Here is an 18993-nt window from a genome sequence, read left to right on the forward strand (position 1 = left end):
AATAAAAAAGCGCATCCTGTGATGCGCTTTTTTGTTTCCCGATAATCTCCGTTATGCCGGTTCACATACACTGAGTATGCTTCTGGTTGCCTGCGAACGAATGCAACTGACGGCAATTTCTATTGCGTCAGAAATTTCCAGTGCGACGGCCACCATAGCGGGATCAAACTGGCTTCCCGCCCCCTCCGCCAGCAACAGCATTGCCTCACGATGTGAGCGCAGAGTTTCGTATTCCCTTGAGCGGGTCAGTCCGTCATAAGCATCCGCAATTGCCATCAAACGCGCTGATACCGGAATTTCCTCCTCAATCAACCCCTGCGGATAGCCGCCTCCATCCCATCGTTCCTGATGCGAATAAGCAAGTTCTTTCGCGATTCGTAAAAATAAGTGAGGTTTACCCAGAAACTCTTCGACCGATAAGATAATTTCCAGTCCAAGCTGCGGGTGCTGACGCATTAGCGCATGCTCATCCGGCTCAAGTTTTCCTTGCTTGAATAAAACCCGGTCGGGTAATCCAAGTTTACCGACATCATGCAAAGGGATCGTTTTAAACAATGCTGCAAGATACTCGTCCGACAGTAACTGACGGTGCATTCCCTTCTCCTGCATACGCTTTGCCAGCAGCAAAGCAATTTGCTGAGTGACTTTGATATGGCGGGCTGCGTCTGAATCACGTGCCTCTGCCATCAATCCCATTGTCATAATCAGCGCATCCTGCATGCGTGCAAGTTCTGCTGTTTTTTCTCTGACGCTTTCAGCAAGCAATGCATTGGAATTCTGCAGACGCATGCTGGCTTCCTGCAGCGAAATCTGCGCAGCAATTCTGGCCAGTATCAGCACGGGCGCCATTGGCTTTGCCAGATAATCGACCGCGCCAAGCTGCAGACCAAGTTCCTCATCTTCTGCACGATGACTGGCACTGTGAAAAATGACCGGTATCGAAGATGTTTTCGGGTTCTTTTTAAGACGGCGGCAAACCTCAAAGCCGTCCAGTTCCGGCATCATTACATCAAGTATGATCAGATCCGGATACGGTGGCATTTCGGCCAGCTCCAACGCACGAAAACCATCTTTAGCGATACGTACACGGTACTTTTCGCGCAGCAAATGATGAAGTACCGCAAGATTATCCGGAACGTCATCTACGATTAAAATCAAGGGCTTGCCTGAATTACTCATATTCAATCCCCCTTATACGGTCGCATCCCATGCAAGAAACATCCGCCTACCTATTTACAACAATACATTCTCGCCGGACAGCTGTTCCCGCAACAGCCCGGCTGCGGTCGGAAAATCAAAGTCACGGATTGCTTTACTGAAAGACTGATAGCGTTCTGCGCCAAGAATCCGCGAAAACTGATCTGCATTTTCATCGATCAGCTCAATCGCTTCAGCATCTGACTGATGTAACTGCTGCAGACACTGCCGAAGTAATTGCAAGTTTGGCTCAGCTTGTTCAACTACTGCTTTGTCGCTCTGCACGGGCAAATTCCGTGCGGCTTCGTCAGCCGCCTGCAATGCCTGCTCCAAGATCTGTGCACACTGATCAAATCGCTGCAAAATTTCACGCGCCGCTTTTTCTTCACGCAACGCCATTTCCAGACTTTCTGCTGCATCACGCAACAGGTTGGCCGCAACCAGTCCGGCAACACCCTTCAGTGTATGAATGATCCGTATCGCGTCCTGCATACGACCTTCGATGTACGCCTGGCGACCTGCACGCGCCGCATCTGACTGATCATTCTGAAACCTTCTCAGTAGCTCAGCGTACAAACGCACATCACCCATCGTGCGTCGCAAACCGTCTGCTACAACAAGGCCGGGGATTTGTACGTGACGCACTTCCGCAATGCGAACGGTCTCAACGCCGGCCGATTCAGCACATAAAAATTCCTGGCAGTAACGCGCAACAATCTCGTACAGAGATGCAGGCTCCACAGGTTTCGCGAGATGCTCGTTCATACCAGATTCAAGGCAGCGTTGCTGCTCTTCCGGCATCGCATGTGCAGTCATCGCGATAATCGGCAAGCGGCTGTACCGACCATCCTTACGAATCAGCATCGTTGCCTCATGTCCATCCAGCTCCGGCATCTGAACGTCCATCAAGACCAGTCCATAATTACTCGCAGTGCCTGGTGCAAGGCGGGACAGCGCCTGATGTCCGTTTGCAGCGATATCGACCTCAACACCTGCTGCCTCCAGCAATTCTCTGGCAATCTGCTGATTCACTTCATTGTCTTCCACCAGCAATACCCGCAAACCAGAGAAGCGTGGAATACTCAGCGCGACAGGTGCAGAAAGGCCGGTTTCCGACTCCGGCATTAACGATGTGAGGCACTGACGCAGTGCATGCAGAGTCACTGGCTTACGTAAAAATGCATCCGGCGCATCCAGTTCGGTTCTTGCGCTGTCACGGGCAAACATGCCTGTCAGGATGTATTTAGGTTTTTTACGCAGACTTTTCAGATTCTTGAGCAAATTGATCAGTGCCAGCCCGTCGAGCTGCGGCATCATCAGATCACTGAAAACCAGATCAAATCCGTCACTCTGATCTGCATTCGAAATCAGATCGATCGCCTTTACAGATTTATCGACTACAACGGCTTCGATTCCCTGAAACCGCAACAACTCGACCAGTGCTTTTGCTGCCTGCGCATGATCATCAACGATCAGTGCTTTCAGTGGCTGGTCCCTGCGCACCTGCACAGGCTGCCACTGTTCGGCCAGTGTAAAACTGATTTCACAACTGACTGTGGTACCAAATCCTTCCTGACTTTGCAATTCTATACAGCCGCCCATCAGCTCTACCACACGACGGGAAATGGACAGGCCAAGACCCGTGCCGCCAAATCGCCGGGTGGTGGATTCGTCTGCCTGACTGAAAGGCTGAAATAAACGGGTTTGCTGCTCACTGGTCATTCCGATACCAGTGTCTGCTACTGAAAAGATCAGCGTTGCCTGTGCACTGTCACGCCGCGCCAGTTTGCAACTCAGCGTAACCTGACCATGATCTGTAAATTTAATAGCGTTATTAACTAAATTGATCAGCACCTGCCCGAGGCGCAGGCCATCTCCCATGAAACGCCACGGTACTTCGGGATCAATCTGAATCAGAAATTCCAGTTTCTTTTCGAAAGCACGATCTGCCGTCATCAGACTGATGTTTTCAAATACCTCATGCAAATCAAACTCGACATGTTCAATTCGCAGCTTTCCGGCCTCTACTTTAGAAAAATCAAGAATGTCATTAATAATTCCAAGCAGTGATACACCTGCCCGATGAATTTTTTCAACATAATCACGTTGTTTATCGTTCAACCCCGTACGCAGCGCCAGATGTGCCATACCAATAATGGCATTCATCGGAGTACGGATTTCATGACTCATATTGGCCAGAAACATGGATTTCGCAGCAGTGGTTTCTTCTGCATGAATCCGTGCGCGCTCAGCTTCGTGCAAATCATTTTCCATTTGCAGCGTTTGCAGACGCATCTGTTCAGCCATACTGTCGCGCAATTGCTGTTCGAGCAGCGTTTTTTGCGTGACATCCGAAATGAATGACAAAGTGGCCGGTGCACCATCCCATTCAATCAGAACGGATGACATTTCTATCCAGACCAATTCTCCGGATGTGTGAATCAGCGTACAACTAAAGTCTGCAGCTTCGCCTCCGTTTTCCAGACAGTGCTGAACATGCTTCCGGAACTTCGGATGACACTCCGGATTCAGAAGGGATGAAAACGCCCGTTCACGGAGCCCAGAAAAATCGATGCCGAACAACCGACTGATACGCGAATTAAAAAATACCGCCTGATCGTTCTGTAAGACGACGATTCCCTCAGCAGCATTTTCCACGACTTGCTTGTAGCGTTGTTCCGAAACGCTGAGATTCACTTCGAGCTGACGGCGCAGGGTAATGTCCATCACCACCCATACCGTTCCCAGCGCCGGCTTCGTCTGATCAACCGCGCGGCCCGAAAAATGCACCCAGAAAAGGCTACCGTCTGCACGGCGCATCTGAATTTCACTGTCAAAGGATTCACCACGCCACACCGCTGCACTGACAGACGAAGCACATTGCAGGAAGTTTTCCCGGGTCGGATAAAATTGTTCAAGTGATGATCCAAGAACATCTTCGCGCTCGAATCCGAATAACTGACAAAGTGGCGTATTTGCCCATTTGATGCGGCCGTGGTTATCGAGAAATAACATGCCGACAATCGAGTTTTCCAGAATCGTTTCACGCTCTGCCAGAATCCGCTGCAATTGCTCATCCAGCGCCTTGCGCTGCACCACAGCCTCTTCTGCCAGGCGGCGTGCAAGCTCAGCCTCTTGCAGCTCATGCCGGATATGCAGCGTCTGTACATGAACACGGGTCGCGAGGCCCTGCGCGCGGGCAAACATTTCCAGATAGCGCTGCTGCTCTTTAAAGCCCAGCTCCCAGTGACCAATTTCGCCGTAAATTTCAATCAGCTCGGCCATCGCCCGCAATGGTGTATAGATGTACCCTTTATCACCCGCAACAGCAATCGCATGCTTCAGCGCGTGGATTGCCTCCGGATAGCGTTGATGACAACGATGCAGATACCCGCTGACCCACCAGGCGTAAGAGCGCAGCGGGCGGTCTTCAGAATCTTCGATCAGTTCGAGCGCTGCCTCACACAAGCGTTCTGCTTCACTGAGCTGCCCGCGTTTTGCCAGCGTATAGGCGGCAACGGCGGAAAAAAATGCCTTACTGGCTTTGTCCGTGTAGTGAGCTGCGCCTTTTGCCAGATAGTTGGCGACGCAAGAGTAAGCATCATCATATTTTTCACGTGCCAGATAGCATAATGCCAGCATGGTGGAAATAAATGGTGCCAGCCAGCGCTCATCAGAATCAATCGCGATTTCGCGTGCTTCTTCCAGCAAAGGCTCCGCATCTTCCGCATTACCTGTGATGTATAACACTTCACCTAAATTGGCGAGAATCTGTGACGCACGGTTTGGTATGTGCAAGCGCCTTGCCTGACCCAGCGCATTGTACAAATGACGAATTGCTTCTTCTGTAAATCCCAGATCCTGAGACAGTGCACCGAGCAGGTTAAAGACCAGAACGGATAAGCGATGATCTCTGCCGGGGAGCAATTGCAGAATGCGTGCGTGACACAGCGAGTAAGCCTGCTCTGCTTTGCCATGGCGCCACCAGACTGAAACCGTGCCCAGCAATGCAAATGCCAGCCCTTCTGAATCGCCGATCAGCTCAAACATCATTGCTGTACGTTCAAACTCCGGCTCAGCGGCACTCAGCTTGCCCTCAAAAAAATCGGCGTATGCTGACAATACATCTGCCAGCGTTCCCAGAACTGGTCTGCGGGAAGCAACTGCATCCGATTTCAGACGGCCCGCGATCAGACGTCCCATTTGCGGAGAATCCCGCATCAAATCAAATGCAACAAAGCATTGTTCACGCCAATCCAGTTCGGTCTGAGTCACGTTGTTCCCCGTATTCAATTCATTTACTGCAAGGCATGTGAACAGAAAAACAAGCTTTCTGAACCTGTCCCCGAAACTTTGGCGCTTCGCAGGCATCGGACCCGGCAATTTCGTCAAAAATTATACTTTATCCAAGCATTTAACATAAATTTGCAGGAAAACTAACAACGCTTTTTCGCAACAACGCAAATTCACCTAAACTCATTTATGATGCAATGCAAAAAACCAACTGTGCGACGCAATCAGATGCGCAGTGACAGAGACAAGTCGGTATACTCGGTTCGAATTGCGACCTTTTTCAGAAAGATGTCATCATGCTCTACCAATTTCATGAATTGAACCGTGCTTTTCTGAACCCGTTAACACAATGGGCTGAAGCTTCAGCAAAATTATTCACAAATCCCGTCTCTCCTCTGGCGCACACCCCGTTTTCACAGCGTATTGCAGCCGGATATGAATTGATGTTCCGCCTCGGCAAAGATTATGAGAAGCCGGAATTCGGACTGACATCCACCACAGTTGGCAAACAAGTTGTTGAAATCGCTCAGCGCACAGAACTGATCAAGCCATTCTGCAAACTGCTGCATTTCAAAAAAGCGCTGGACGATAAAGAACTGGCAAAGCTTGATCAGCCAAAAGTATTGCTGGTAGCCCCACTATCCGGCCACCACGCAACACTGCTGCGTGATACGGTGCGCGGCCTGTTACCGCTGCATGATGTGTATATCACTGACTGGACAGATGCCCGCATGGTGCCGCTGTCGGAAGGTCCTTTCCATCTGCATGACTACATTTACTATGTGCAGGAATTCATCCGCCTGCTCGGCCCGGATGTGCATGTTATTTCCGTTTGTCAGCCAACTGTACCGGTACTGGCCGCGATTTCATTAATGGCGACCGAAAATGATCCGAAATTGCCGAAGTCGATGACGATGATGGGTGGCCCGATTGATCCGCGCAATTCTCCGACGCAGGTGAATAATCTGGCGACCGAGAAAAAATTCTCATGGTTTGAAAATACGGTCATTTACGGCGTTCCGGCCAATTACCCGGGCTACGGACGTAAAGTCTATCCGGGCTTTTTGCAGCACACGGGTTTTGTAGCAATGAATCCGGACCGCCACGCGCAAAGCCACTGGGATTACTACCAGAACCTGATCAAAGGCGATGATGAATCTGCCGAACAGCACCGTAAGTTTTACGATGAGTACAATGCGGTTCTGGATCTGCCAGCGGAGTACTATCTCGAAACTATCAAAACCGTGTTTCAGGAATTCCGTCTGCCAAAAGGGACATGGGAAGTTCAGGGCAAACTGGTACGTCCGCAGGACATTAAAACTGTGGCCCTGTTCACCGTGGAAGGTGAGCTGGACGATATTTCCGGCCCTGGTCAGACGCAGGCTGCGCATAAAATCTGCAGCAACATTCCTGACAGCATGAAGCAGGATTTCGTTGCACCGGGCTGTGGCCATTACGGCATTTTCTCCGGACGTCGCTGGCGCGAACTGATTTGCCCGAAAATCGGCGAATTCATTCAGAAGTACCGCTAAGCTGCGACCTCGCTCAGATAAACTACCGAAAAGCCACCGTAACGGTGGCTTTTTCATTGATACCGTGATGGGTTACAGCGATAATCTCGGTTTTTGCAAGATAAAGAATTGCCGTGTCTACGATCACCGCCAGCCAGATTGATGCTCTGTTACCGCAAACCCAGTGCACCAAGTGCGGCTATCCCTCCTGCCATGATTACGCGCTTGCCATCGCCAATGGTGACGCCTCATACAACCAGTGTCCGCCCGGCGGCGCAGAAGGCATACGTCGCTTAGCCAGCTTGCTCGGCAAGCCGGAAATCCCGTTAAATCCATCGAACGGTGAGGAGCGTGAACGTCCGGTTGCCATCATCCGTGAAAGCTTTTGCATAGGCTGCACCTTGTGTATTCAGGCTTGTCCGGTGGATGCGATTGTCGGTGCGGGTAAGCAAATGCATACCATCGTGCCGGATTTGTGTACCGGCTGCGAATTGTGTATTCCGCCCTGCCCGGTGGATTGTATTGATCTGGAAAGCGTCACGCCGGGTAAGACAGGATGGGCAGCATGGAGTCAGGCGCAGGCGGAAACATCACGACTGGCATTCGATCGCCGCAAAATCCGCTTAGTCCGCGAAAAAGAAGAAAACGATGCGCGTCTGGCAGCCAAAGCGGTGGCCAAACTGGAAGCGGTGAATGCGGAAGCCACTCAGAATGAAGCGGAAGCCGCCGAAAAAGCCCGTAAAAAAGCCATCATTGAAGCCGCGATTGAGCGCGCACGCCTGAAAAAACTGGAAGCCGAGCAAAAAGCCCAAAACAATGAATAACACCAAACGCCGCGAGATCTTTTTGCGCCTGCAGGCGCAAAACCCGCATCCGACCACGGAGCTGGAATACAGCACGCCGTTTGAATTGCTGATTGCGGTTTTGCTGTCGGCGCAGGCCACCGACGTTTCGGTCAACAAAGCCACCCGTAAGCTGTATCCGGTAGCAAACACGCCGGCGGCCATGCTGGCGCTGGGTGTTGACGGGCTGATGCCTTACATCCAAACCATAGGTTTGTACAAAACCAAGGCGAAGAACGTGATTGCAACATGCCAGATTCTGCTGGAACAGCACGGCGGCGACGTACCGAAATCACGCGAAGCGCTGGAAGCACTGCCGGGTGTAGGACGTAAAACCGCAAATGTGGTGATGAATACCGCATTTGGCGAACCGACGATTGCGGTTGACACGCATATTTTCCGCGTCTCCAACCGTACCGGTCTGGCACCGGGCAAAAACGTGGATATCGTCGAGGAAAAACTGCTGAAATTTGTGCCGCCGGAATTCAAACTGGATGCGCATCACTGGCTGATTCTGCACGGCCGTTACACCTGCATCGCCCGCAAGCCCAAATGCTGGAATTGCATGATTGCCGATCTCTGCGACTTCAAACCGAAGACCGCGTTACCGGACAACGTATAAGTCAATCCGGCGCGACAGCAGCGCCATCAGACCAGACAGCGTCGTATTCGTGACAACGAAGCCGGCGCTGTTATTTTTCCGGTGCTTGCAGCGGAGAATCTCTGCCCGCTTTTTTACGTTTGCGTCGGCTAATCAGTCGTGCGCTGCAATTCCTGCCCGAATACAACGCCTGACTGAACATAACTACTTCACCGGAATCAATCTGAAAGGCTAAAAAAGGTCCCCAAAGGCCCGAAAATGCCTTAAATGCGGATTCTGGCATAGCAATCCGGCGGTCGTCGGCAGAAAGTCCGGGCCTCAGAAAAACGTAAATGACGATACCTGCATATCAATCACTCAATTGACTCAGGCAGACGCTGGTTCTGTGACCATAAAAAAACGGAGAAAACCTGCTGTAGACAGCAAATTTTTCTCCGTTCTTCGCATTCAGCGAAACCGGAACTGCAGCTTACATAGGACAGCGCAACCGGTTACGGTTACGGTTACGGTTACGGTTCCGGTAACGATTACACGATCTGGCAAGCCTCATCGAAACTCAGGCGTGGCAGGCGCGGATGGACACCGGCGATATCGCCATAACCCAGATTGCAGACAAAATTCACTTTGACAGAGCTGCCGCCAAAGAAGGCTGCATTCAGCTTATCGGCATCAAAACCGGACATCGGGCCGCAATCCAGACCAACAGCACGGGCCGCCAGCATCAGGTAAGCGCCTTGCAGCGAGCTGTTACGGAAGGCAGTGGCATCAATCGCAGGCTGATTCCCGGCAAACCATGAGCGCGCATCAGCGTGCGGGAACAGTTGCGGCAGTTTTTCATAAAATTCCATATCCATGCCAATAATCGCAGTGACTGGGGCAGTTTTGGTTTTCTCCAGATTACCTTCGGACATGCAGGCCAGCAGTTTTTCTTTCTGCTCGGCAGAACGGACAAAAACGATGCGTGCCGGAGACGCATTAGCGGAGGTTGGTGCCCATTTCATCAGGTCATAAACCTGCTTGAGCAACTCATCCGACACCGGTTTTTCCAGCCAGCGGTTATGCGTGCGGGCATCGTTAAACAAGGTATTCAGTGCTTCCTGACTTAACATCATTCTCTCCTTTATAAGAAACAGCAGAACTATACCGAATTCTGCAGCATTCAGGACAGTCTGCCGAAAAGCCCCTACAATAGCCGCTTTTCACAGTTTGCCGGAAATCAGCAATGTTTAACCCCAGCCAGCAGGATGTACGCCGTTTTTTTTGTGAAACTTTTCAGAAAATGCGTGAGAACGGCATTCTGACGCCACTGGAAACCATCGCCGCCGACTGGATCAGCCAGCATCCTGAATACCATGACGATCTGGCCGATACCGAACGCGCACTGGAAGCCAATTATGCGGTTGATCAGGGCAAAACCAACCCGTTTCTGCATTTATCGATGCATTTATCGATCAGCGAACAGATTTCGATTGATCAGCCGCGCGGCGTCAAAGCAGCGTTTTTTGCACTGGCAAACCGCTTTGGCAATGAGCATGATGCGCACCACGAAATGATGGAAGCGCTGGGACAAATGATCTGGACTTCGCAACGTTCCGGACTGCCGCCGGACGGGCAAGCTTATATGGATGATCTGGCAAGGCGCGCACGGGGTTAAATTCCGCCGGAACTTAACCCGCCGCCTGAAGAAGATTATTTCTGCAACACCAGCGTGCCGGGCAGTGAGTGCAGATATGCCGCAATGTTTTCAATATCGGCGGCACTCAGTGCTTTTGCCTGACCGCCCATAATCGCGTTGGCACGTCCGTTCGGCCCCTTATCGCCACGCTGATAGGCTTTCAGCGCCTGCGCCAGATAATCCTGATGTTGCCCGGCCAGCTTAGGATAAGCCGGATCAATCGGACTTTGAAAATCTTTGCCGTGACAGGACGCGCAGTTAAATTTCTCTGCAGCAGCCTTCCCCGCTTCAATATTCCCCGCTGCAAATACATCCTGACTTGCCAGCAATAATCCGGCGCCAGCTATTGTAATCAATGCCTTCATCGCTTTCTCCGTTGTTCTTATTTCTGCTGTGAGTAATAGGCCGCCAGATCGGCAATATCCTGTTCGGTCAGGCTGCCTGCGATACCGCGCATCGTCGGGTTTTTGCGTTCGCCTTTCTGATACGCTTTCAGCGCTGCTTCAATGTATTTCGCAGACTGCCCGCCTATCATCGGCACCTGAAACACTTCCGGAAAGCTGGCTTTGTAACCAGGGATAGCATGGCAACCAATGCACATGGCTATTTTTTTATCGGCAGCATCTTTTGCCTTACCTACCACTTCTGCTGCCTGTGCTCCGTGAGCCAATCCCGCGATCGCGAGTAATGCAAACAGTTTTTTCATAGGAATCATCAAAAATTGGAATCGGAAAATTTCGCCTCAACATCTTGATACTGCTCATGATTCTAATATGAGCCAGCGCAAAACCTGCGCAGCTTTATTGCTTTTCCGCCATAAACCCAACAACATTCGATGCTGCATTTGCACAAAAAACACGCATTTGCAGATCGCAGCATGATTGCGCTAAAGGATTACCTCGAAAAACTTCCGGACGATCTGACGTATACTTTGCGCCTCGAAACCGATTTCATATCAGGATCTTCAATGTCACCATCCCAACCAGCACCACGCTTTGAAGGCAGCGAGCGTTATGTTGCCACTGCCGATCTGAAACTCGCGGTCAATGCCGCATTGCGCCTGCAACGTCCCTTGCTGATTAAAGGCGAACCGGGTACCGGCAAAACGCTGCTGGCGGAAGAAGTCGCCGCAGCACTCAATATGCCTCTGCTTCAGTGGCACATCAAATCCACCACCAAAGCACAACAGGGTTTGTATGAATATGATGCAGTTTCCCGTCTGCGCGATTCGCAACTGGGTGATGAGCGCGTCAAAGATATTCAGAACTACATTGTGAAAGGCGTGTTGTGGCAGGCATTCACGGCCGATGAGCCTGTGGTGTTGCTGATTGATGAAATCGACAAAGCAGATCTGGAATTCCCGAATGATTTGTTGCGCGAACTCGACCGCATGGAGTTTTATGTCTATGAAACCCGCGAAATGGTCAGAGCAAAGCACCGTCCGCTGGTCATCATCACATCCAATAACGAGAAAGAATTGCCGGATGCCTTCCTGCGCCGCTGCTTCTTCCATTACATCCGCTTCCCAGATAAACCGACGATGGAAGATATCGTCAAAGTGCACTTTCCTACACTGAAGGCTGACTTGCTGGCGCAGGCGCTGGAAACTTTTTATGAAGTGCGGGATGTTGCCGGACTGAAGAAAAAACCATCAACCTCTGAGCTGATAGACTGGCTGAAATTACTGATGGCTGAAGACATTCCACCGGAGGCGCTGAAAAGTCAGGACAGACAAAACCTGATTCCACCGCTGCACGGTGCTTTACTGAAAAACGAACAAGATGTGCATTTGTTTGAGCGCATCATGATGATGGCCCGTAATCACCGCTGATTTGACGATAAAAAAAGCTCCGGCGGTTGCCGGAGCCAAGTCGGAGGTAATGCACTTACACAGAAACTGACAAACAGGTTTATTGCGCCTGTTTGAGTTGTTCCAGAATTGCAGGATTTTCCAGTGTGGACACATCCTGCGTAATTGCTTCACCCTTCGCCAGCACGCGCAGCAAACGGCGCATAATTTTGCCGGAGCGGGTTTTCGGTAAGTTGTCACCAAAACGGATTTCTTTCGGTTTTGCGATCGGGCCGATTTCTTTCGCGACCCAGTTACGCAGTTCCGTTGCGATTTTCTTCGCTTCATCCCCGGTCGGACGCGCACCTTTCAGCACCACGAAAGCGCAGATTGCCTCACCGGTTGTGTCATCCGGCTTACCAACCACCGCGGCTTCTGCCACCAGCGGATTGGCCACCAGTGCCGATTCAATTTCCATCGTTCCCATGCGGTGACCGGATACGTTCAGCACGTCATCAATACGACCGGTAATCGTGAAATAAGCCGTGTCTTTATTGCGAATCGCGCCGTCACCAGCCAGATACAGTTTGCCGCCGAACTCTTCCGGGAAATAACTCTTCTTGAAGCGTTCCGGATCGCCCCAGATCGTACGGATCATCGAAGGCCACGGACGTTTCACCACCAGAATACCGCCCTGCCCGTTCGGCAGATCGTTACCGGTTTCATCAACGATTGCCGCCATGATGCCCGGCAGCGGCAGCGTGCAGGAACCCGGCACCAGCGGCGTCGCGCCCGGCAGCGGCGTCATCATATGACCGCCGGTTTCGGTTTGCCAGAAAGTATCCACAATCGGGCAGCGCTCCTGACCAACATTGCGGTGGTACCACATCCAGGCTTCAGGATTGATCGGTTCACCAACGGAACCCAGCAGGCGCAGGCTGGAAATATCATATTTCGCCGGATGCACGGCAGGATCAGCGTCGGACGCTTTGATCAGGGAACGGATCGCAGTTGGTGCTGTATAGAAAATCGTCGCTTTATGCTTCTCGATCATGCTCCAGAAACGGCCGGCATTCGGATAGGTTGGCACGCCTTCAAACACGATTTCAGTTGCACCCATCGCCAGCGGGCCATACGCGATATAGCTGTGACCAGTAACCCAGCCGATATCAGCAGTACACCAGAACACATCATCCGGTTTGATATCGAAGGTCCACTTCATCGTGAGCTTCGCCCACAACAAGTAACCACCGGTGGAATGCTGCACCCCTTTTGGCTTACCTGTCGAACCGGATGTGTACAGAATAAACAGAGGATGTTCAGCATCCACCCATTCCGGTTCGCATTCCGCAGCCTGATTTGCGACCAGTTCATGCATCCATAAATCACGGCCAGCTGTGAAGCCGATTTGCCCGCCGGTACGACGGTAAATCACGACATTGCGCACTTTTTCGCAATCGCCCATTGCGATAGCTTCATCAACGATGGATTTCAGTGGCAAATGTTTGCCTCCGCGCACCTGCTCATCAGCAGTGATGACAGCGACCGCACCAACGTCAACAATACGTTCCTGCAGCGATTTCGCAGAAAAACCACCGAACACAACAGAGTGGGTTGCACCGATACGCGCGCAAGCCTGCATCGCCACTACGCCTTCCACCGACATTGGCATGTAAATTACGACACGGTCACCTTTAACGATGCCCAGTGATTTCAAACCGTTCGCAAACTGGCAGACTTTGGCATGTAATTCACGATAAGTAACCTTCGTAACGGTGCCGTCATCAGCTTCAAAAATCAGCGCGACTTTTTCAGCATTGCCGTTCTGCAGATTCACATCAAGACAGTTATAAGAAGCGTTCAGCAAACCATCTTCAAACCAGCGATAGAACGGAACATTGGACTCATTCAGTACTGATTCAAACGGTTTATGCCAGGTCAGATTTTCTTTCGCCAGCCGGCCCCAGAAGCCTTCGTAATCCTGCTCCGCTTCTTTGCACAAGGCATGGTAAGCGTCCATGCCGGAGATTGCAGCGCTGGCTGCGAATTCGGCTGGTGGCGGGAAAATACGGTTTTCAGCTTTTACGTCATCTTGTGTGTTTTGCAGATCGCTCATGCTTGTCTCCGGTTAGTTATTCATCGTTCAGGCGATACCAGACTTCCCCTGAACACAGATCGTATGCAATCACCTTAACGCCGCAGTCTTACGAAACCCTTACGCTGCGTTTGCGTTTAATCATACCTACTTTACATTACCAGATTAATACCTGTCAAAATCCAGTGTAATACCATGCAAATTTCTGCGCAGACACTATGCTTTTTGCACGCAAAATTATCGGACATGTAAAATACCGGCTTTGATTTCATGCTGATAAGGCAATACACCTATGACTGACAACACAAGCAAAAAACGTCTGACACCGTTATCCGGTTTGATTTTCTTCAGCCGCTGGCTGCAATTACCGCTGTATCTGGGACTGATACTGGCGCAATGTGTGTACGTCTTTCACTTCTGGGTAGAACTGACGGATCTGATCGGTGCTGCGATGGGCAATCAGGCGGCACTGGATCACATTCTGGATGCGGTTTCCACCGGTGGAAACCGTCCGACCAAACTGAATGAAACCACCATCATGCTGGTGGTACTCGGACTGATTGACGTGGTGATGATTTCCAATCTGCTCATCATGGTGATCATCGGCGGCTACGAAACCTTCGTTTCCAAACTCGGACTGGAAGGCCATCCTGATCAGCCGGAGTGGTTATCGCACGTGAATGCATCGGTACTGAAAGTAAAACTGGCGATGGCGATCATCGGTATCTCATCGATCCATTTGCTGAAGACCTTTATCAATGCTGAAAACTACATCCCGAAAGTACTGATCGCGCAAACCGTGATCCACATGGCGTTTCTACTTTCCGCGCTGGCCATTGCTTACTGTGACCAGATCGTGACAAAAACTCAGCTCGCAGGAAACGAGCACTGATCAAAACGGGGTACAATCACCCCGTTTTTTGTTTATTACCCAGTTTTATTTAGCCAAGAGCCATATCATGACAGTCATTAAGCAAGACGATCTGATTGAATCCGTTGCAGCCGCGCTGCAATACATCAGCTACTATCACCCGGCTGACTACATCGCCCATCTGGCACGTGCCTATGAAGCAGAGCAAAGCCCTGCGGCAAAAGACGCGATTGCGCAGATTCTGACCAACTCCCGAATGTGCGCAGAAGGCAAACGCCCTATCTGCCAGGATACCGGTATCGTCAACGTATTCATGAAAGTGGGTATGGGTGTGCGTCTGGAAGGTTTTTCCGGCTCTATCGTTGACGCCGTCAACGAAGGTGTACGCCGCGCTTACAACTTTGCCGACAATAAACTGCGCGCCTCGATCGTCGCGGACCCGCAGTTTGACCGCAAAAACACCAAAGACAATACACCGGCTGTAGTGCATGTGGAACTGGTACCGGGCAACACGATCGACGTAAGTCTGGCTGCCAAAGGTGGCGGCTCTGAAAACAAAACCAAATTCGTGATGCTGAATCCTTCCGATTCGCTGGTGGACTGGGTTCTGAAAACCGTACCGCTGATGGGCGCTGGCTGGTGTCCGCCAGGCATGCTGGGTATCGGTATCGGTGGTACTGCTGAGAAAGCCATGCTGATGGCGAAAGAGTCCCTGATGGACGACATCGACATGTACGAGCTGAAACAGCGTGGCCCGCAAAACAAACTGGAAGAACTGCGTATCGAACTGTGCGACAAAATCAACGCACTCGGTATCGGCGCACAAGGCCTGGGCGGCCTGACCACAGTGCTGGACGTGAAGATCAATATGTATCCGACCCACGCTGCCTCCAAACCAGTTGCGATGATCCCGAACTGCGCAGCAACCCGCCACGCACACTTTGTACTGGATGGTTCCGGTCCTTCTTACATCGAACCGCCAAAACTGTCTGACTGGCCTGAAGTGCACTGGACACCGGACACAGAAAAATCCCAGCGCGTGAATCTGGATACCCTGACCAAGGAAGAAGTTGCCTCCTGGAAACCGGGTCAGACCCTGCTGCTGAACGGCAAAATGCTGACCGGCCGTGACGCTGCGCACAAACGCATTCAGGACATGCTGTCCAAAGGCGAAAAACTGCCGGTTGACTTCACTAACCGTATTATCTACTACGTTGGCCCGGTTGATCCTGTTCGTGACGAAGTTGTGGGTCCTGCCGGCCCGACAACCGCCACCCGCATGGATAAATTCACCGGCATGATGCTGGAACAAACCGGCCTGATCGCGATGGTAGGTAAAGCAGAACGCGGCCCGACAGCAATTGAGCAAATTCAGAAACACAAATCTGCGTATCTGATGGCAGTCGGCGGTGCAGCGTATCTGGTTTCCAAAGCGATCAAATCCGCGAAAATCGTCGGCTTTGAAGATCTGGGCATGGAAGCTATCTATGAATTTGATGTTCAGGATATGCCGGTAACCGTTGCGGTTGACTCTACCGGTACTTCTGTTCATCAGACCGGTCCGAAAGAATGGCAGGCTAAAATCGGTATCATTCCAATGAACTGATTTGATCTTTACTGATCAGACAGCTCCGGCATGCGATACATGCCGGAGTTTTTTATTTCAAAATGTATGAATCAACTTCAAGCTGATGCGCCTGTTGGTATTTTTGATTCCGGCATTGGTGGCTTATCTGTCGTACGTCATCTGCGTAACCAGTTGCCACAGGAATCTTTCCTGTATTTTGCAGACTCCGCAAACAACCCCTATGGTGATCGTGATACAGAATGGCTCGCAGCACGCAGTATCAAAATTGCTGAGTATCTGTTTGCCCGTGGAGTAAAAGCACTGGTTGTTGCCTGTAACACTGCCACTGCAGCCGCAATTCATGCAATCCGTGCGCAATTCCCGCATCAGATTATCATTGGACTGGAACCTGGTTTAAAACCGGCTATCGCCGCCACACGTAATGGTCACATCGGCGTGCTTGCAACCAGCGCAACCTTACGCAGTGAAAAGTTTGCTGCACTGTGCAAACAACTTGCAAAACCGGATTTACATTTTCATTTGCAACCCTGCCCCGGACTTGCAGATCAGATTGAGCACGGGGAATTACAATCAATCCAGACGCTGGACATGGTACGGCATTACTTAACGCCACTGATCAGCGCTGGCTGCGATAGTCTGGTTCTGGGCTGCACGCACTATCCTTTCGTTGCAGATCAGATTATCAATTTGTGGCAACAATATTCAAGCCACACGCCTGTGTTAATTGACACCGGGGAAGCGGTTATCCGCCATTTGCGAAATTTACTGAATCAGTCTGGGCTGTTAAACACAGACACAAGCCCTCCCACGTTGCACTGGGTCAGCACGGGGCAATCAGAAACTATCACTGAGGCACTGCGTCACTTATTGCCAGAGGCTGATAGCCGTAATATGGAATCCGTATCACTCTGACTCAGACTGGATTTTCTGCCGGAATATCTGAAAATAAATAAAAAAATACCCCGCTATGCGGGGTATTTTTCTCCAAAAGCAGGAAATTATTTGCAGGCAACCGGGCGAAATTTCAGTTCGACAGTACCGCCATTGCAGCTCCATGTATTTCCACCGTCTGCGGTTTCCATAAAGACTGTTTTGGTGTCTGCCTGACCAGATGTCATGGTTGCTGTGATTTTTCCGGTTGGGAACGTACCATCAAGCGTGTCTTTGAGTTTCGAATACTTACCGATTGTTGTTGCAGTCAATTCGGTTGCGGTCGGCGCAGCTGCTGAGGAAGTCGGCACTAATTTGGTCGGCCATGCATTTTTCTGATAACCGTACTCTGCTAAAGGACCTTTCAAGCCACCCATCAGTTCGATTGCCTCTGACACCTGCGCACGAGTGGTGTAGTCATTGTAAGCCGGAAGTGCAACTGCAGCCAGAATACCGATGATTGCAACAACAATCATCAGTTCGATCAGTGTGAAACCTTTTTGAATTTTTGCATTGACTTTCATAACATATCTCCGATATATGAATTATTAAAACAAAGAACGTACTGCGTACTGACAAAAAATTTTCCCACTTCTGCAATCTGAAAAATTCTTGATTTCAAAAACACAGTTGAAAAAAATCGTTTAGAAAAACAAAACAATATTCATAATTATTTACAAGCGACCGGGCGGAATTTGAGCTCAACGGTACCACCGTTACAAGACCAGGTATTCCCACCATCAGCGGTTTCCATAAATACAGTTTTGGTATCTGCCTGGCCGGACGTCATCGTTGCTGTCAGTTTTCCGGTTGGAAAAGTTCCGTCTACAGTGTCTTTGAGGGTTGCGTATTTACCTACGGTGGTAGCGGTGAGTTCCGTGGCTGTCGGTGCGACAGCAGACGATGTGGGGACCAGTTTTGTAGGCCATGCCTTAGTTTCATACGCAAACGATGCCAGCGGTTGTTTCAAGCCACCCATCAGTTCAATCGCTTCAGAAACCTGTGCACGTGTGGTGTAGTCGTTGTATGCCGGCAGTGCAACTGCCGCGAGAATGCCGATAATCGCTACAACGATCATCAGCTCAATCAGCGTAAAGCCTTTTTGTAATTGCTTTGATACTTTCATTGGTTATCTCCAGGTTAGAACGTTTATCCCCCCGTCCACTCTGGAGCAACCGATGTGCCATGTTGATATTTATCAAATAAAAATAGAAATCCGCCTAGCGCTGACTCAATACGTCACAAGATTGACAATTAATGTTAATTTATGAATTTCACATATGCAAAACTCATATCTTCCGAATTGCTAACGTTTTTTGTCATTCAATAAAATCCGTCCGCATCTCATAACATCAACTCCGCGTCATATTTTCAGGATCTGAAATACGAAATGGGAATTTTTAATCAATAAAACATAGTTTTACTGAATTCATTCTTGTGAATCACAAAGCAACTATAGCTATGCAGCACGTGTAATGACCCAGTGAATTCCTGCTCAGGTGATAATACGGAAAGGAAATCACATGAGCATGGTCATGGAAGAAGAAGTCAAGCGATGGACGGCGAAGCGCAAGGCAGCGCTGGTCACTGAAATCATTCAA

General features: G+C 50.4%; 16 protein-coding genes and 1 pseudogene. 8 read left to right on the forward strand and 9 right to left on the reverse strand.

The window, feature by feature from the left end:
* Positions 1-51: 51 nt before the first annotated feature.
* Positions 52-1158 carry an HD-GYP domain-containing protein gene (locus KDM89_RS11410; RefSeq protein WP_212688055.1) on the reverse strand — a complete coding sequence of 369 codons (1107 nt, stop codon included), beginning with the start codon at positions 1156-1158 and terminating at the stop codon, positions 52-54.
* A 75-nt stretch (positions 1159-1233) separates the two neighbouring features.
* On the reverse strand, positions 1234-5472 hold the full coding sequence (locus KDM89_RS11415; RefSeq protein WP_212688056.1) for a response regulator: 4239 nt from the start codon (positions 5470-5472) through the stop codon (positions 1234-1236).
* 314 nt (positions 5473-5786) lie between these two features.
* Here KDM89_RS11415 and KDM89_RS11420 point away from each other — a divergent pair, with 314 nt between their 5' ends.
* The 3 genes from KDM89_RS11420 to nth all read left to right on the forward strand — a co-directional run bounded on the left by KDM89_RS11420 (position 5787) and on the right by nth (position 8465).
* The gene (locus tag KDM89_RS11420) at positions 5787-7022 is read left to right on the forward strand and encodes a polyhydroxyalkanoate depolymerase (protein WP_212688057.1); all 1236 of its coding nucleotides are present in this window, start codon (positions 5787-5789) and stop codon (positions 7020-7022) included.
* 107 nt (positions 7023-7129) lie between these two features.
* On the forward strand, positions 7130-7825 hold the full coding sequence (gene rsxB / locus KDM89_RS11425; protein ID WP_438947515.1) for an electron transport complex subunit RsxB: 696 nt from the start codon (positions 7130-7132) through the stop codon (positions 7823-7825).
* The gene (gene nth / locus KDM89_RS11430) at positions 7818-8465 is read left to right on the forward strand and encodes an endonuclease III (RefSeq protein WP_212688059.1); all 648 of its coding nucleotides are present in this window, start codon (positions 7818-7820) and stop codon (positions 8463-8465) included. Before rsxB ends, nth begins: the two co-directional genes overlap by 8 nt.
* Positions 8466-8971: 506 nt before the next feature.
* On the opposite strand, the gene KDM89_RS11435 is transcribed toward nth, so the two are convergent.
* Positions 8972-9556, reverse strand: a complete 585-nt coding sequence (locus KDM89_RS11435; RefSeq protein WP_212688060.1) for a malonic semialdehyde reductase — start codon at positions 9554-9556, stop codon at positions 8972-8974.
* Between the two features lie 110 nt (positions 9557-9666).
* On the opposite strand from KDM89_RS11435, the gene KDM89_RS11440 reads away from it, so the two are divergent.
* A complete protein-coding gene (locus KDM89_RS11440) occupies positions 9667-10098 on the forward strand; it encodes a DUF1841 family protein (protein WP_212688061.1) in 432 nt (143 codons plus the stop codon).
* A gap of 35 nt (positions 10099-10133) precedes the next feature.
* Here KDM89_RS11440 and KDM89_RS11445 read toward each other — a convergent pair whose 3' ends face one another.
* Together KDM89_RS11445 and KDM89_RS11450 are read right to left on the reverse strand one after the other, a co-directional pair.
* Complete coding sequence (locus tag KDM89_RS11445; RefSeq protein ID WP_212688062.1) at positions 10134-10484, reverse strand: c-type cytochrome; 351 nt, start codon at positions 10482-10484, stop codon at positions 10134-10136.
* A gap of 17 nt (positions 10485-10501) precedes the next feature.
* Positions 10502-10825 (reverse strand): c-type cytochrome, encoded by a 324-nt coding sequence (locus KDM89_RS11450; RefSeq protein ID WP_212688063.1) that lies wholly within the window; start codon positions 10823-10825, stop codon positions 10502-10504.
* A gap of 261 nt (positions 10826-11086) precedes the next feature.
* On the opposite strand from KDM89_RS11450, the gene KDM89_RS11455 reads away from it, so the two are divergent.
* The gene (locus tag KDM89_RS11455) at positions 11087-11950 is read left to right on the forward strand and encodes an AAA family ATPase (protein ID WP_212688064.1); all 864 of its coding nucleotides are present in this window, start codon (positions 11087-11089) and stop codon (positions 11948-11950) included.
* Positions 11951-12029: 79 nt separating this feature from the next.
* Here the strand turns inward: KDM89_RS11455 and acs are convergent, their stop codons facing one another.
* On the reverse strand, positions 12030-14024 hold the full coding sequence (gene acs / locus KDM89_RS11460; RefSeq protein ID WP_212688065.1) for an acetate--CoA ligase: 1995 nt from the start codon (positions 14022-14024) through the stop codon (positions 12030-12032).
* A gap of 271 nt (positions 14025-14295) precedes the next feature.
* Between acs and KDM89_RS11465 the strand changes: the two genes are divergently transcribed.
* The 3 genes from KDM89_RS11465 to murI all read left to right on the forward strand — a co-directional run bounded on the left by KDM89_RS11465 (position 14296) and on the right by murI (position 17374).
* Positions 14296-14895 (forward strand): TIGR00645 family protein, encoded by a 600-nt coding sequence (locus tag KDM89_RS11465; protein ID WP_212688066.1) that lies wholly within the window; start codon positions 14296-14298, stop codon positions 14893-14895.
* Positions 14896-14962: 67 nt separating this feature from the next.
* The gene (locus KDM89_RS11470; RefSeq protein WP_212688067.1) at positions 14963-16480 is read left to right on the forward strand and encodes a fumarate hydratase; all 1518 of its coding nucleotides are present in this window, start codon (positions 14963-14965) and stop codon (positions 16478-16480) included.
* 66 nt (positions 16481-16546) lie between these two features.
* On the forward strand, positions 16547-17374 hold the full coding sequence (gene murI, locus KDM89_RS11475; protein WP_212688068.1) for a glutamate racemase: 828 nt from the start codon (positions 16547-16549) through the stop codon (positions 17372-17374).
* Positions 17375-17460: 86 nt separating this feature from the next.
* On the opposite strand, the gene KDM89_RS11480 is transcribed toward murI, so the two are convergent.
* The 3 genes and pseudogenes from KDM89_RS11480 to KDM89_RS22505 all read right to left on the reverse strand — a co-directional run.
* Positions 17461-17916 carry a pilin gene (locus KDM89_RS11480; RefSeq protein WP_212688069.1) on the reverse strand — a complete coding sequence of 152 codons (456 nt, stop codon included), beginning with the start codon at positions 17914-17916 and terminating at the stop codon, positions 17461-17463.
* A gap of 146 nt (positions 17917-18062) precedes the next feature.
* Entirely contained in the window at positions 18063-18371 is a 309-nt protein-coding gene (locus KDM89_RS11485; protein ID WP_230427823.1) for a pilin, read from the reverse strand.
* Positions 18372-18412: 41 nt separating this feature from the next.
* Positions 18413-18518, reverse strand: a pseudogene (locus KDM89_RS22505) (pilin); the annotation flags it as partial.
* Between the last annotated feature and the right edge of the window lie 475 nt (positions 18519-18993).

It is taken from the genome of Cognatundibacterium luofuense (genome assembly GCF_018139685.1).
GTDB classification, from domain to species: domain Bacteria; phylum Pseudomonadota; class Gammaproteobacteria; order Burkholderiales; family Burkholderiaceae_D; genus Undibacterium; species Undibacterium luofuense.